Annotated in this window: 12 protein-coding genes; 3 read left to right on the forward strand and 9 right to left on the reverse strand. The window is 71.3% G+C overall.

All coding sequences use genetic code 11. The features are described from left to right. Positions 1-31: 31 nt before the first annotated feature. The 5 genes from ACFXI4_RS36810 to mce form a co-directional block, all read right to left on the reverse strand. Positions 32-808 carry an ABC transporter permease gene (locus tag ACFXI4_RS36810; protein ID WP_384999634.1) on the reverse strand — a complete coding sequence of 259 codons (777 nt, stop codon included), beginning with the start codon at positions 806-808 and terminating at the stop codon, positions 32-34. Next, the gene (locus ACFXI4_RS36815) at positions 808-1,764 is read right to left on the reverse strand and encodes an ABC transporter ATP-binding protein (RefSeq protein WP_384999637.1); all 957 of its coding nucleotides are present in this window, start codon (positions 1,762-1,764) and stop codon (positions 808-810) included. The genes ACFXI4_RS36810 and ACFXI4_RS36815 overlap by 1 nt, the downstream gene beginning before the upstream one ends. 206 nt (positions 1,765-1,970) lie before the next feature. Then, entirely contained in the window at positions 1,971-2,906 is a 936-nt protein-coding gene (locus tag ACFXI4_RS36820) for a cellulose-binding protein (protein WP_362729537.1), read from the reverse strand. Between the two features lie 195 nt (positions 2,907-3,101). Then, on the reverse strand, positions 3,102-6,950 hold the full coding sequence (scy, locus tag ACFXI4_RS36825) for a polarized growth protein Scy (protein ID WP_384999640.1): 3,849 nt from the start codon (positions 6,948-6,950) through the stop codon (positions 3,102-3,104). A gap of 222 nt (positions 6,951-7,172) precedes the next feature. Continuing rightward, complete coding sequence (gene mce / locus ACFXI4_RS36830) at positions 7,173-7,613, reverse strand: methylmalonyl-CoA epimerase (protein ID WP_362727496.1); 441 nt, start codon at positions 7,611-7,613, stop codon at positions 7,173-7,175. A 149-nt stretch (positions 7,614-7,762) separates the two neighbouring features. Between mce and ACFXI4_RS36835 the strand changes: the two genes are divergently transcribed. The 3 genes from ACFXI4_RS36835 (at position 7,763) to ACFXI4_RS36845 (ending at position 11,332) form a co-directional block, all read left to right on the forward strand. Continuing rightward, positions 7,763-8,968: an acetyl-CoA C-acetyltransferase gene (locus ACFXI4_RS36835; RefSeq protein ID WP_384999645.1), complete on the forward strand. Its 1,206-nt coding sequence runs from the start codon at positions 7,763-7,765 to the stop codon at positions 8,966-8,968. A gap of 48 nt (positions 8,969-9,016) precedes the next feature. Further along, the gene (gene meaB / locus ACFXI4_RS36840) at positions 9,017-9,979 is read left to right on the forward strand and encodes a methylmalonyl Co-A mutase-associated GTPase MeaB (protein ID WP_362727504.1); all 963 of its coding nucleotides are present in this window, start codon (positions 9,017-9,019) and stop codon (positions 9,977-9,979) included. A 144-nt stretch (positions 9,980-10,123) separates the two neighbouring features. Continuing rightward, positions 10,124-11,332, forward strand: coding sequence for an MFS transporter (locus tag ACFXI4_RS36845; protein ID WP_384999648.1), 1,209 nt, complete (start codon positions 10,124-10,126; stop codon positions 11,330-11,332). Between the two features lie 57 nt (positions 11,333-11,389). Here the strand turns inward: ACFXI4_RS36845 and ACFXI4_RS36850 are convergent, their stop codons facing one another. The 4 genes from ACFXI4_RS36850 to ACFXI4_RS36865 all read right to left on the reverse strand — a co-directional run bounded on the left by ACFXI4_RS36850 (position 11,390) and on the right by ACFXI4_RS36865 (position 14,037). Then, a complete protein-coding gene (locus tag ACFXI4_RS36850; RefSeq protein WP_362713771.1) occupies positions 11,390-11,866 on the reverse strand; it encodes a MarR family transcriptional regulator in 477 nt (158 codons plus the stop codon). A 92-nt stretch (positions 11,867-11,958) separates the two neighbouring features. After that, a complete protein-coding gene (locus tag ACFXI4_RS36855; RefSeq protein WP_362713769.1) occupies positions 11,959-12,756 on the reverse strand; it encodes an AIM24 family protein in 798 nt (265 codons plus the stop codon). Then, positions 12,753-13,403, reverse strand: a complete 651-nt coding sequence (locus ACFXI4_RS36860; protein ID WP_384999746.1) for an AIM24 family protein — start codon at positions 13,401-13,403, stop codon at positions 12,753-12,755. The genes ACFXI4_RS36855 and ACFXI4_RS36860 overlap by 4 nt, the downstream gene beginning before the upstream one ends. Position 13,404: 1 nt before the next feature. Continuing rightward, positions 13,405-14,037, reverse strand: a complete 633-nt coding sequence (locus ACFXI4_RS36865) for an AIM24 family protein (RefSeq protein ID WP_362713775.1) — start codon at positions 14,035-14,037, stop codon at positions 13,405-13,407. Positions 14,038-14,165: the final 128 nt, after the last annotated feature.

A 14,165-nucleotide genomic window follows, 5' to 3' on the forward strand; every position in this document is an offset into this window, starting at 1 on the left:
GAGCTGGCAAAGCCGGTCCGTATCGGTCCGGTCACTGGGCATCCCGCTTCTTCAGCAGCGCGTACCCGCCGATGAGCGCGGCGGCCACCCACAGCCCCATGATCCCGAGGCCGCCCCAGGGCCCGTACGGGACGTCGTCGCCGGCCCTCGGCACCACCTGCATGATGTGGCTGCCCGCCTGGTCCGGCAGGAACCGGCCGATCTTCTTGGTCGCGTCGACGTTGCCGAGGATGTTGGAGATCAGGAAGAAGAACGGCATCAGGATGCCGAGGGAGAGCAGCGGCGAACGCAGCATCGTGGCCACCCCCATGGAGAACATCGCGATGAGCGTCATGTAGAGACCGCCCCCGATGACCGCGCGCAGCACCCCGGTGTCGCCCAGGTGGGCCCGGTGCGAGCCGAGCATGGCCTGCCCGAGGAAGAACGCGGCGAAGCTGGTCACCAGTCCGACGACCAGCGCCAGACCCGTCGCCACCGCGATCTTGCTGAAGAGGAAGGTGGCGCGCTGCGGTACCGCGGCCAGCGAGGTGCGGATCATGCCGGTGCTGTACTCGTTGGACACCACCAGCACCCCGAACACGATCATCGCGAGCTGCCCGAGGGTCAGCCCGGCGAAGCTGATGTTCGTCGGGTCGAAGGAGACCCGTTCCCGCGCGGGCATGTCGGAGAAGTGGCTGTCCGCGAGCGCGGACAGCAGCGTCCCGAGCGCCACGCTGACGACCACGGCCAGCGACAGCGTCCACACGGTCGAGGAGACCGACCGGATCTTGGTCCACTCGGACCGCACGACCTGAGTGACGACCGCCATCACGCCCCCTTGTCCCAGCCGGAGCCCCAGCCCTGCGGCACCGGGGCCGGGTCGGCGTGCGCGTGGTACTCCACGGACTCCGCCGTCAACTGCATGAACGCCTCCTCCAGCGAGGCCTGCTGGATGCTCAGCTCGTGCAGCACGATCCCGTGCTGCGCGGCCAGCTCCCCGATCGGCTCGGCCTTCGCGCCCTCGACCTCCAGCGCCCCGGTCCCCGTCTGGACGACGGTGATCCCGGCCGCGTGCAGCACGTCGAGCAGCCGCTCGCGCTGGGGGGAGCGGATCCGGACGTAGGACCGCGAGTTCGTCCGGATGAAGTCCGCCATGGAGGTGTCGGCGAGCAGCCGTCCCTGGCCGATGACGACGAGGTGCTCGGCGGTCAGCGCCATCTCGCTCATGAGGTGGGAGGAGACGAACACGGTCCGTCCCTGGCCGGCCAGGGACTTCATCAGGGTCCGGATCCAGTGGATCCCCTCCGGGTCGAGCCCGTTCACCGGCTCGTCGAACATCAGGATCCGCGGGTCCCCGAGCAGCGCCCCGGCGATCCCCAGCCGCTGCCCCATGCCCAGCGAGAACCCCTTGGCCTTCTTGCGCGCGACCGCCGTGAGTCCGACGGTGTCCAGGACCTCGGCCACCCGGGCCTTCGGGATCCCGTTGCTCTGCGCCAGGCACAGCAGGTGGTTGAAGGCGCTGCGCCCGCCGTGCACGGCCTTGGCGTCGAGCAGCGCCCCCATGTACCTCAGCGGGTCCTTGAGCTGCTCGTACCGCTTGCCGTCGATCCGCACGTGGCCGGCGGTGGGATGGTCGAGCCCGAGGATCATCCGCATGGTGGTGGACTTCCCGGCCCCGTTGGGTCCGAGGAATCCGGTCACGATGCCGGGCCGCACGGCGAAGGTGAGGCCGTCGACCGCGGTCTTGTCGCCGTAGCGCTTGGTCAGGCCCTCCAGCTCGATCATGCGGCCACGCTAAGACCGGCCTCCCGGGCCTGCCACCGGAGCGGAGCCGCGGGGGCCGTTCGGGTAGTTCCCCGCCCCTTTCAGGGGCGTGCACCTGGCGCCCCTGAAAGGGGCGGGGAAGTGTGCGAGCCACCACAGTCCACCCGCAGCGGTACGACAAAGACCCGTACCCCCGAAGGGGCACGGGCCTTTGATGTCGCCAACGCCTAGCGGGACTGCTGGGCCGGGACCCCACGGGAGACCGGCTCGTCCTCCACGGGGCTGCTCGCCGCGGCGACCGCCGCACCGGTCAGCGTGGCCAGCATCTCGCGGACGTTGGTCAGCTGAGCGTTGATGCTGTCGCGGCGGTTGGTCAGCGCGGCCAGCTCGCGCTCGGATTCCGAGCGGATCCGGTCGGCCTTGGCGTTCGCGTCCGCGACGATGTCCTCGGCCTGACGCTGAGCCGTCTCGACGGTCTGACGCGCCCGACGCTCCGCGTCCGTGCGCAGCTTCTCCGCCTCGAGGCGCAGCTGCTCCGCGCGGTGCTCGATCTCGGCGAGGCGCTTCTCGGCCTTCTGCTGACGCGAGGCCAGGTCGCGCTCGGACTGCTCGCGCCGCTTGGCGAGGTTCGTCTCGAAATCGGCGGCGGCCTGCGCGGCCTTCGCGCGGGTCTCCTCGAAGAGCGCGTCCGCTTCCTCACGCTTGGACTGCGCGTCCTTCTGGGCCTCGGAACGCAGCTGCGACGCGTCGCTCTTGGCCTTCTCGACGATCCGGACGCCCTCGTCCTCGGCCTTTGCCTTGCGCTCCGCAGCGAACGATTCCGCGTCGTTGCGAACCTGCTGGGCGGCCGACTCGGCGAGCTCACGGTGCTGCTCGGCCGCCCGGCGGGCCTCCTCGCGCAGGTCCTTGGCCTCTTCCTCGGCGAGGCGAAGGATCTTCTCGACCCGCGCGCCGAGGCCGGCGTACGACGGCTCCGCGTCGGTTACCTGGGCCTGGGCGTTCTGCGTTTCGAGGTGGAGCTCCTCGATGCGCTTTTCCAGAGCGGTGATGCGGGCGAGAGCGCTGTCACGGTCGGAGACGAGCTTGGAGATCCGTTCGTCCACCTGAGCGCGGTCGTACCCACGCCGCACAAGCTCGAAGCCGTAGGGGGAAGTGTCGCTCATGGGGTTCCTGTCGAGTGAGACCGGTGAGGTGATAGGTGGAATCCTAGGGGCCGAAGCGGTGTGTCATCGAGCGGATACGTGTTTGATCTGGAGAATGACACCCCTTTTGGGTGGCTAGCTGTGAGATCGCTTGCCAAAGGCTCTGTCAAAGATTCGGTCAAAAGCACCAGAGCATTACAGAACCGGCACCGGACTCTATCCTTCTGACGACTTGCCACCCGATCGGGGGGCACCCACCGTGCTGCCCGCCTTGACTCCGCCGTCCTTGCCGGCCCCCGGGGTCTCGAAGGACTCCAATGCCTCCAGGACGTCCTGGACACGGGAGATCTCGCCGTTGATGTTCTCGCGGCGGCGCTCCAGGATCTCCAGCTCGCGCTTGCCGGCGTCGACCGTGGCCCGGGCTTCGCGGACCGCCTCGGCCTTGAGCTCCTCGGCCTCCCGGACCAGCGTGGCCTTCTTCAGCTCGGCCTCCTTGAGCAGCCCCTCGGCCTTCTTGACGGCGGCGATCCGGACCTTGCCCGCCTCGGAGTTCGCCTCCGACACCAGGTCCTTCGCCTTGGCCTGGGCCTTGGCGAGCTGCTCCTCGGCGGCCTTGATGAGCGCGTCACAGCGGTCGCCGGTGGACTTCATGGTCTCGGCGGCCTCGCGGCGGGCCCGCTCGTGCAGCTCCTCGATCTCGCTGGTGATGCGGTCGCGCAGCTCCTCCGCCCGCTCCCTTATGGCGGTGGCGTCCCGGCGGGCGCCGACAAGCAGCTCGTCCGCGTCCGTGCGGGCCTTCTCCACCAGCGAGTTGCCCTCGACCGTGGCCTCGGCCACCAGCCGGTCGGCCTCCTTGCGGGAGGCGCCCACCATGCTGTCGGCCTGCGCCTCGGCGTCCGCGGTGGTCTGGCGGGCCTGCTGCTGCGCCTCGGTGAGCAGCTTGTCGGCCTCGGCGGTCGTCTCGTTGATGAGGGTGTCGACCTGCTCGGCCACGTCCTGACGCCGCTTGTTGGCGTCCTTGCGGGCCTCGTCGAGCGTCCGCTCGGCCTCCTCGCGGGCGGAGTTGAGCAGCCGCTCGACCGCCGCCTCCGCGTCGGCCTTGAGCCGCTCGGCGTCGGCCCGGGTCCGCTCGGCGTGCAGCTGTGCGGAGCCGACCGTCTCGGCGGCCTCGGCGCGCAGCCGCTCCGCGTCCCCGGAGGCGTCCGCGATCAGCTTCTCCGCCTTGGCGATGGCGTCCGCGCGGACGCGGTCGGCCTCGGTGATGGTCTCGCTCTGCAGCCGCTCGGCCTCGTTGCGGGCCTCGGTGATGAGGGTGTCGGCCTGCGTCGCCGCGTCCGAACGCAGCCGGTTGGCGTCCTCCCGGGCCTCGGCGCGGGTGCGCGCCGCGTCCTGCTCGGCCTGCGCGGTGGCGTCGGAGGCCTCGGTGCGCACCCGCTGGGCGTGCGCAGCCGCCTCCGAACGCAGCCGCTCCGACTCCGCCACGGCGTCGGACACGGTCCGCTCGGCCAGCGCCGTCGCCGCCTCGGACGCCTCGGACGCCTCCCGGCGGATCCGGGTCGCGTCCTCGCTGGCCCGCTCCCGTTCGGCGTAGGCGTCCGCGCGGACCCGGTCCGACTCCTCCTCGGCCTCCCGGCGCGTGCGGTCCGCCGCGTGCTCGGCGGCCGACCGCAGTCCGGAGATCTCCTCCTGGGCCTGCTCGTGCAGCCCGGAGACCGAGTCCCGCACCTGCTGGGCGTGGAGCTCGGCGGCCGACACCATCTCGGTGGCCCGCCGGTCCGCGTCCTCGACCAGCCGTACGGCCTCGGCCTGCGCCTCCTCGACCCGGTTGCGGGCCTGGGCCAGCAGGTCCTCGCTCTGCTCGCGGGCCCGCTCGCGCTCCTGGTCGGCCTCCTGGCGGGCGGAACCGAGCAGCTCCTCGGCCTCACGCCGGCGCCGGGTGGCCTCCTCCTGGGCGGCGGCCAGTGTCTCGGACGCCTCGGTGGACAGCCGCTCGGCCGCCGCCTGCGCCTCGGCGCGGACCCGGTCGGCGGTGTCCTGGGCCTCCTGCTTGAGCCGCTCCGCCTCGGCCGCGGCCTCGGACCGCAGCCGTACGGCGATGGACTCGCCCTCCGCGCGGGACGCGGACGCGTCGCCGGCGGCCTCGTCGCGCAGCCGCTGGGCCTCGGTCTCGGCCTGCTGCTGGAGCGTGCGGATGCGTTCGGTGGCCTCGGAACGCAGCCGCTCGGTCTCCTCGCCCGCCTCCCGGCGGATGCGGCCGGCCTCCTCGCGGGCCTCGGTGAGCGACTGCTCGGCGCTCGCGAACCGCTCCTCGGCCTCGGTGTGCAGCCGGGTCAGTTCCTCGGCGGCCTCCGCGCGCCGGGCCTCCACGCCCCGCTCGGTCTCCTCGCGCAGTTCGCGCGCGGCCCGCTCGGCGTCCTCCTTTAGGGACTCGGACTGCTCCAGGACCTCGGTGCGGTGCCGGTCGGCCTCCTGGCGGGTGCGCTCCAGGGTCTCCTCGGCCTGCCGGCGCAGCGTCGTCGCCCGCTCGATGGCCTCGGTGCGGACCTTCTCGCTGTCCGTGGTGGCGGTCTGCCGCAGCTCGTCCGCGTCGGCCTTGGCCTTGGCGAGCAGTTCCTCGGCGGACCTGGCCGCCTCCTCGATCTGCTGCACGGCCTCGCGCCGGGCCTCGGCGCGGATCGACTCGCCCTCGGCCACCGCGTCGGAACGCAGCTGCTCGGCCTCGCCGCGCAGCCGGCGGGCCTCCTCCTGCAGCTCGACCGTCTTGGCGCGGTACTCCTTGGTGTCGTCCTTCGCCGTGCCCTTGAGCTGCTCGGCGATGTCGTGCGCCTCGGCGCGCAGCCGGTCCGCCTCGGTCTCCGCCTCGGTGCGGATCCGCTCGGCCTCCTCGGCGGCCGCCTTGGTGGTGTTCCTGGCCTCCTCGGCCGCCCGGTTCAGGACGTCCTCGGCGGTCTTGGCGGCCTTGGACAGCTGGGAGGCGCTCTCCTCGGCGGTCAGGGTGCGGGCCTTCTCGGAGGCCTCCGCGATGATCTTCTCGGCCTCGGCGCGGGCGTCCGCGACGACCTGCTCGGCGCTCGCCTTGGTGGCCTCGGCCTCCTTGGTGGCCTCGCTGACCAGCCGGGCGACCTGCTCCTTGGCCGTCTGGGTGCGCTGCTGGTTGGTGGCCTCGGCGCTGGAGAGGGCCTTGGTGGCGTTCGCCTCCGCCTCGGTGACCAGCTTCTCGGCCTCGGACTGCGCCTTGCGCAGTGCCTCCTCGGCCTCGGCCATCCGCTGCTCGGCGGCCCGGCTCAGCTCGCCGGCCTGCCGGCGGGCCGTGTCCGACTCCGTCGCGGTGGAGCTGCGCAGCTGCTCCGCGTGGTCGGTGGCCTCCTGGGCCTGCGTGGAGGCGGCGTTCAGCAGCCGCTCGGCGTCCCGGCGGGCGCGCAGCAGCAGTTGCTCGGCCTCGGCGCGAGCCGCCTCCGCGTCGCCGGCCACCCGCTGGCGGGCCTCGGTGGCGATCCGCTCGGCCTCGGCGCGGGCGGTGGCCATGGCCTGCTCGGCCTCGGCCCGTGACTCGTCGAGCAGCCGCCGGGCCTGGGACTCGGTCCGGGCCCGCAGCTGCTCGGCCCATGCCACGTTCTCGTTGACGTGCGACTCGACGGTCTGCCGGCGCTCGGCCAGCTCCTGGTCCAGCTGCTGGCGGCGGGTCACCGCCTCCTGGTGCAGCTCGGTCTGGAGCCGCGCGGCCTGCTCGGCGTGCTCCTGGAGGATGCGCTGGGTCTGCGCCCGCGCCTCCGCGGCCACCCGCTCCGCCTCCTGGCGGATCTGGTCGGCCTGCACCTGGGCGTTCCGCAGCAGCTGCTCGGCGTGGTACCCGATGTCACCGCCGTCGAACGCGGGCCGGGACATGATGGTGCGGCGCGCCTCGTGCAACTTGGCGCGCAGCACCTCGACCTGGTAGCCGAGGTCCTCGGCATGCTGGATCGCCTTTTCCCGCTCGGTCTTCAGCCGTTTCATCTCGGCCTCGAACCGAGAGAGGTGGTCGACGTCAGCCGCCGGCTCTCGCTCCTGGCTCTCGTAGCCCCGCACTGCGCGGTCCCATCCGTCCCCTGGTCGCAACCTTCTCCGAACGAGCTCCGTTCTTCCGTCGAACGGGGCCCCCGGGGAATGGTGTCAGATCAGCGGCGGAGCACGGGCTGCTGCCCCGACGCTCGTCCCCCGAAACCCGGACCCCGGCATGCGGCCGCCCCGGCCCTGCGAACGTACGAAGGGACGACCGGCCCCAACCCTACCGGCCCATATGTACGAGGGTCAGTGCTCAGGTGACTCAACAGCCGCCGAAGTGACCAGTTCTGTCAGTACACCGTGGCAATCCTTCGGGTGCAGGAAGGTGATCCGCGACCCCATGGAGCCGGTCCGTGGCTCCTCGTACAGAACGCGTACGCCCTTGGCACGGATGTCCGCGGCGTCACCGTCGACGTCGGCGGTACCGAAGGCGATGTGGTGCACCCCTTCGCCGTTCTTCGCCAGCCACTTGCCGACCGCCGAGTCCTCCCGGGTCGGTTCCAGAAGCTGCAGGTAGGAGGCGCCTCCGTCGGACGTCTCGTTGATCTTGAGCATGGCCTCCCGGACACCCTGCTCCTCGTTGACCTCGGTGTGGAACACCTCGAAGCCGTACGTCGCCCGGTAGAACTCGACGGTCGCGTCGAGGTCGTGGCAGGCGATCCCGATGTGGTCGATTCGCGTCAGCATGGATTCAGTGCAGCGCCACCGCGATGGTTACGCAACGTGCCAGCGATCACACTGACGGCCCGATGACGGCACGGAGTGCCACGCAATACATTCGAAGTAAACCCTCGTTCACTCCTCGGCAGTGCAGCCGGTAAGGGGATTCGCAGCTCATGACTTCTGGAACCGCTGGAACCACCTCAGTGATCGTCGCGGGTGCGCGCACGCCCATGGGGCGACTGCTGGGCTCGCTGAAGTCCTTCTCCGGGGCCGACCTGGGCGGCTTCGCGATCAAGGCCGCCCTCGACCGTGCCGGAATCGGCGGCGACCAGGTGCAGTACGTGATCATGGGGCAGGTGCTCCAGGCCGGCGCCGGCCAGATCCCGGCCCGCCAGGCCGCCGTGAAGGCCGGCATCCCGATGAGCGTCCCGGCGCTCACGATCAACAAGGTCTGCCTCTCCGGCCTCGACGCCATCGCCCTGGCCGATCAGCTGATCCGCGCCGGCGAGTTCGACATCGTGGTCGCGGGCGGCCAGGAGTCCATGACCAACGCCCCGCATCTGCTCCCCAAGTCCCGCGAGGGCTTCAAGTACGGATCGATCGAGATGCTCGACGCGATGGCGTACGACGGTCTGACCGACGCCTGGGAGAACATCCCGATGGGCGAGTCGACCGAGAAGCACAACACCCGTCTCGGCCTCGGGCGCGAGGAGCAGGACGCGGTGGCGGCCCTGTCCCACCAGCGGGCCGCGGCAGCGCAGAAGAACGGCGTCTTCGAGGCCGAGATCACCCCGGTCGAGATCCCGCAGCGCAAGGGCGAGCCGGTCGTCTTCAGCAAGGACGAGGGCATCCGCGGCGACACCACGGCCGAGTCGCTGGGCAGGCTGCGGCCCGCGTTCACCCGCGACGGCACGATCACGGCCGGCTCCTCCTCGCAGATCTCCGACGGCGCGGCGGCCGTGGTCGTGATGAGCAAGGCCAAGGCCGAGGAACTGGGCCTGGAGTGGCTGGCGGAGATCGGCGCCCACGGCAACGTGGCGGGCCCGGACAACTCCCTGCAGTCCCAGCCGTCCAACGCCATCCGGCACGCCCTGAACAAGGAGGGCCTGGAGGTCGGCGACCTGGACCTCATCGAGATCAACGAGGCCTTCGCGGCCGTCGCCGTCCAGTCAATGAAGGACCTCGGGGTATCCACCGAAACGGTGAACGTCAACGGCGGTGCCATCGCCCTGGGCCACCCCATCGGCATGTCCGGCGCCCGCCTGGTCCTGCACCTCGCGCTGGAGCTCAAGCGGCGCGGCGGCGGGGTCGGCGCGGCCGCCCTGTGCGGTGGCGGCGGCCAGGGCGACGCCCTGATCGTGCGGGTGCCGAAGGCCTGAGCAGGTTTCGCCGACCCGACGGAAGCGAACGGAGCGAACGGAGCTGTGATGCAGGACGTCTCCTCACTGGTGGCCCAGGCCAGGGAGGGCCGGCCGCGTGCGGTGGCCCGGCTGATCTCACTGGTGGAGGGGGCGTCCCCGCAGCTCAGGGAGGTCATGGCGGCGCTCGCGCCACTGACGGGCAACGCCTATGTCGTCGGCCTGACGGGCTCTCCGGGGGTCGGCAAGTCGACCTCCACCTCGGCCCTGGTGACCGCCTATCGCAAACAGGGCAAACGCGTCGGCGTACTCGCCGTCGACCCGTCCTCCCCCTTCTCCGGAGGCGCCCTGCTCGGGGACCGCGTCCGGATGTCCGACCACGCTTCGGACCCCGGCGTCTACATCCGCTCCATGGCCACGCGAGGCCACCTCGGCGGCCTCGCGTGGGCGGCCCCGCAGGCCATCCGCGTCCTGGACGCGGCCGGCTGCGACGTGGTCATCGTCGAGACGGTGGGCGTGGGCCAGTCGGAGGTGGAGATCGCCTCCCAGGCGGACACGTCCGTCGTCCTGCTGGCCCCGGGAATGGGCGACGGCATCCAGGCGGCCAAGGCCGGAATCCTGGAGATCGGCGACGTGTACGTGGTCAACAAGGCCGACCGGGACGGCGCGGACGCCACCGCCCGCGAACTGAACCACATGCTCGGGCTCGGCGAGTCCCGGGGCCCCGGCGACTGGCGCCCCCCGATCGTCAAGACGGTCGCCGCCCGCGCCGAGGGCATCGACGAGCTGGTGGAAGCCCTGGAGAAGCACCGCGCCTGGATGGAGGAGCGGGGCGTCCTGGCCGAGCGCCGGCTGGCCCGCGCCGCCCGCGAGGTCGAGACCATCGCCGTGACGGCGCTGCGCGCACGCATCGGCGATCTCCACGGAGACCGCCAGATCGGCGCGCTCGCCGAACGTATCGTCACCGGCGAACTCGACCCGTACCGCGCGGCCGACGAACTGGTGGCGGGGCTGACGGAGAACCGATCGTGACCGGCGGACGGCCCCGGCTGCTATTTTGACCCGCATGTTCCTCTCCATGGCGTAAGCGGGCACCCGCGCCACCGGCACCGCGATGTCCCGTGCCGTGGCGCGCACAGGTGTTCCCCCTTCCGCCTCCGCCCGAGGAACCGCCCCATGTCCGCGCTGACTTCATCGCGCCCCGCACCTGCCCGGCGACCGTCGTACGCCGCCGTCCTGCGCGTCCCGCACGCGCGCCGCACCTTCCTCGCCGCCCTCGCGGCCCGCCTCGCCTACGGCACCGTCTCCCTGTCCGTCCTGCTGTCCGTGACCCGCGCCACCGGTTCCTACGCCGTGACGGGGCTGGTGATGGCCCTCTTCGGCGGCGCCGCGGTCGTCCTGCTGCCGGTCCGGGCGACCTTGGTGGACCGGTACGGCCCCCGGCGGGCCCTGCCTCCCATGGCGGCCGCCTACAGCGGCGTGCTCTGTCTGCTCGCCGCCCTGACGTGGCGTCCGGGCGCTCCTGCGGCGGCGCTCGCCGTCACCGCCGCCCTCTCCGGCTGCCTGGCGCCACCGCTCGGCCCCACCATGCGGGCGGTGTGGGGCCGCCTGGTCGACGAGCCGGCGCTGCTCCGGCGGGCCTACAGCCTGGACGGGGTCGCCGAGGAGCTGCTGTTCGTGTCCGGCCCGGCGCTGGTCGGCCTGCTGCTGCGGTTCGGTCCGCCGCCGGCCGGGCTGCTGCTGAGCGCGGTGCTCATGCTGGCCGGTACCTGCGCGTTCGTGACGTCACCGGCGGTGCGGGGCGTGACCGCCTCGAAGCGTACGGCCGGCGCGGCGCCCGGGCGTTTCCCGGCGGCCCCGGTGGTCGCGGCCGCCGGGCTGGGACTCGCCCTGAGCGGTGCCGACCTGCTGGTGATGGCCTTCGCCGAGCAGCGGCCGAACGGCACCGAGGCCGTCCCCTGGGTGCTGGCGGCGCTCTCGGTGGGCAGCGCGGTGGGCGGCCTGCTGAACGGGGCGGTGGACTGGCGCCTCCCGGCCGCCGCCCGGCTGGTAAGGCTGACGGTGGGCATGGGGTCGGCGCTGGCTGTCGCCGGGCTGGCTCCCGGGGTCTGGACCCTTGGCCTGGCCATGACGGCCACCGGCGTGTTCGTGGCGCCGACCCTGACCACGGCCTACCTGCTCGCCGACGAGACGGCGGGCGAGTCGGCACGGACCCGGGCCGGGGCGTGGGTGAACGCCGCCGTGAACGCCGGAAGTTCGGTGGGTTCGGTGGCCGCGGGGCTGGCGCTCGGGCGCCTGCCGGTGGGAGCCTGCTTCGCCCTGGCGGCAGCCGCGGCCCTGTGTTCCGCCACCGCCGTGTGGGCGGTGACCCGGCTGCGTCCCTGACGCGGGCGGCGGACGAGACCTGAACCCTCGTCCGCCGCCGTCAGGTGCCGTTCGCCGTCATGGGCGCCCGCGTTGTCCCCGCAGGTGTTCGGCGATCGGCCTGAGGCCCTTGTCGAGCTCTATGAGCGCCTCCGGTGACAGCAGGTCGATGAAGTGCCGGCGCACGGAGGCCACATGATGGGGCGACACCTTCTTCATCGTCTCCATGCCGTGTTCGGTGAGGACGGCGAACAGTCCGCGGCGGTCGGACTCGCAGTTCTCCCGGCGTACCAGGTTCGCGTTCTCCATACGGGTGATCTGGTGGGAGAGCCGGCTCTTGGACTGGAGCGTCGCCGCGGCGAGGTCGCTCATCCGCAGCCGGTAGTCCTCGGATTCGGACAGATTCACCAGGATCTCGTAGTCGTTCATTGTCAGGCCGAACGGCTGCAGATCCTTTTCGAGCTGGTACGTCAACAGCCTGTTGACCTCCAGGTGGGTGCGCCAGGCGCACTGCTCCGCATCGGTCAGCCAGCGCGTGGCCGTCTCGGTCTCCATGTATGAAGTCTACCTAAAATGTTGAAAGGCGAACTAGTGAGGGTGGTGTGACTGCGCGCACGCGTTCGATGTCACACTCCGCAGACTACCGCTCACAGCCCGAAGCGACGTTGCAGGTCTCCCAGCTGTCCGGGAAGGCGCGGTGCGCCCGACTGCTGTGAATGACCTGTGAAAGGCCCGCTCGCGCCGGGTACCCCGGGCTCGTGTGGAACCGCTCCCGTCGCCTGCTCCGCCATCAGGGTCTCGGTGGACTGGAGCAGGACCGTGCCGGCCCCCACGAACTCGAACTGGTGCTCCTCCCCGGAGGCCCCGCCGAGGCCCGTCATCGCACGTAGACCGCCCATGACCCCGGTCATGTACCCGTGGTCGTAGTGGTGGCACGGGGAGGGGCAGTCGGCCCACCCCACGAGCGCCTGCGGGTCCACCCGGATCGGGGGTTCCATGAACACCACCGGACCGTTGGACGCGGCCACAAACTTTCCGGTTCCGATAAGGGTCAGAAAACCCGGCACGATCGACTGTTTGAGCGCGAGACTTGGCTGAAAAGCGAGCAGGTTGCCAGAGCGAATGGTCAGGTTGCCCTCGTCCAGATCGTAGGAATTGACGTCGAAGGCCCGGTCGGCGAGGAGCATCTTGCCCGAGCCCTCCGCCACCACCCAGTCGCTCGCGTGCAGAGGTGAATGGAAAGAAGTGCGGACCAGACGGTCCAGACGGCCGTGTCCGACGCCGTTGAAGTCGATCGACCCGTAGTAGGCGATCATCTTCCCCTTCTGCAGGAACCACTGGCCGCTCTTGAGCTCCACGCAGAAGGTGTACTTGTTGACGTTGTCGTCGACGGGGAGGGTCATGGGGTCGTGGACCACCGGCCCGGCGGCACCGTATGCGCTCACAGCTTCTCCTCCGACGCCTGGACGTACACCGTGCCGTTTCCGCTGAGCTCCAGCTGGAACGCCTCGCCGGAGCCGCGGCCCACCATGTCCCGCCAGCCGAGCGCGGTCGACAGCTTGTTGCGGACGTCACCGTGGTGGGCGACGTAGGCCTGCGGGTCGACGTGGACCGGGCGCTGCGGGGTGATCGGGACCTCGAAGACCCCGCCGTGGGCCATCACGGCGACCGCGCCGTGGCCCTTGAGGGTGGTCGTGAACAGGCCCTGGCCGGTGACCTGGCCGCGCACCATGCCCATCACACCGCCCTGGGCGCCCATGAACATCGTGCCCTGCTGCAGCGTGCCCTCGAAGGCGAGCAGCCGGTCCGCCTCGACGTACAGGGTGTCGCCGGTGAGGGTGATGACCTGGACGTGATGGCCGCCGTGCCCGAAGAAGACCGTGCCGCTGCCCTCGACGGTCATGAGCGGGGTGGCCTCGCCCGCGACCCGGCGGCCGATCATGGACATCAGGCCGCCCTGACCGCCCTGGACGTTGGGGGTGAAGGACACCTCGCCCTTGTAGGCGAGCATCGCGCCACGCTGGCTGTACAGCCGCTGTCCGGGCGTGACGGTCGCCTCGACCATCTTGGAGTTCACCTCGCGCAGGGCCATCTCACACATCCCCCGCGATCGTGTTCCGCTCGCTCGGCTGCACGTACACCAAGCCGTCCCCCTCGAACCGGATCTGGAAGGCCTCGCCGCCGCCCTCTCCGAGGAAGGTGCGGAATGTCACACCTGACTGGAAGGACTGGCGGAGGTTGCCCTGGTGGGCGATGTAGGCGCCCGGGTCCACGGTCAGCGGGTACTGCGCGCTCACCCGGAGCACCACCGCCGGGCCGTCCGACATGATCGCCGCTTGGCCGTGGCCCTCGACCGTGGTCGTGAACAGGCCGTTGCCCTGGGAGGCGCCGCGCAGGCCCGTGAAGGTCGTGCCGGTGCGCAGGCCGGCGTCGGTCGCGAGCAGGTTGCTCGACTCGACGTACAGCCTGTCGCCCTGGAGGCCGACCAGGTTGATCTCGGACGCCCGGTCCGCGAACCAGCACGTCCCGTGCCCCTTCACCTCCATCACCGTCATCTGCTCGCCGGTGAGCCGCCGGGTCACCATCCCCCGGAGCCCCTCACCGCCGCCGCTCAGTTTCTTGAACGCCATCTGCCCGTCGTACGCGACCATCGAGCCGTTCTTCGCCTTCACGGCGTCCCCGGTCATCTCGACGGCGAGCACCTTGCTGCCTTGGAGTCGGAACATCGCCACGCTGCGAAGGTAGCCGCAGCCCGACGACACCGACAGGTCCCACGGGTGGACGTCCTCCCGGATCCGTCCCCCGGGGGACCGGTGAGACCTGTGCGGAGACCGGGGCCGGTCCTCCACCCCCG

It is taken from the genome of Streptomyces sp. NPDC059224, from assembly GCF_042754285.1.
Taxonomy (GTDB): Bacteria; Actinomycetota; Actinomycetes; order Streptomycetales; family Streptomycetaceae; genus Streptomyces.

What these genes read in the sequence shown, in the direction of transcription:
- ACFXI4_RS36810 (WP_384999634.1), bottom strand. Translation starts at nt 808, where the DNA reads ATGGCGGTCGTCACTCAGGTCGTGCGGTCCGAGTGGACCAAGATCCGG.
- ACFXI4_RS36815 (WP_384999637.1), bottom strand. Translation starts at nt 1,764, where the DNA reads ATGATCGAGCTGGAGGGCCTGACCAAGCGCTACGGCGACAAGACCGCG.
- ACFXI4_RS36820 (WP_362729537.1), bottom strand. Translation starts at nt 2,906, where the DNA reads ATGAGCGACACTTCCCCCTACGGCTTCGAGCTTGTGCGGCGTGGGTAC.
- mce (WP_362727496.1), bottom strand. Translation starts at nt 7,613, where the DNA reads ATGCTGACGCGAATCGACCACATCGGGATCGCCTGCCACGACCTCGAC.
- ACFXI4_RS36835 (WP_384999645.1), top strand. Translation starts at nt 7,763, where the DNA reads ATGACTTCTGGAACCGCTGGAACCACCTCAGTGATCGTCGCGGGTGCG.
- meaB (WP_362727504.1), top strand. Translation starts at nt 9,017, where the DNA reads ATGCAGGACGTCTCCTCACTGGTGGCCCAGGCCAGGGAGGGCCGGCCG.
- ACFXI4_RS36845 (WP_384999648.1), top strand. Translation starts at nt 10,124, where the DNA reads ATGTCCGCGCTGACTTCATCGCGCCCCGCACCTGCCCGGCGACCGTCG.
- ACFXI4_RS36850 (WP_362713771.1), bottom strand. Translation starts at nt 11,866, where the DNA reads ATGGAGACCGAGACGGCCACGCGCTGGCTGACCGATGCGGAGCAGTGC.
- ACFXI4_RS36860 (WP_384999746.1), bottom strand. Translation starts at nt 13,403, where the DNA reads ATGGCCCTGCGCGAGGTGAACTCCAAGATGGTCGAGGCGACCGTCACG.
- ACFXI4_RS36865 (WP_362713775.1), bottom strand. Translation starts at nt 14,037, where the DNA reads ATGTTCCGACTCCAAGGCAGCAAGGTGCTCGCCGTCGAGATGACCGGG.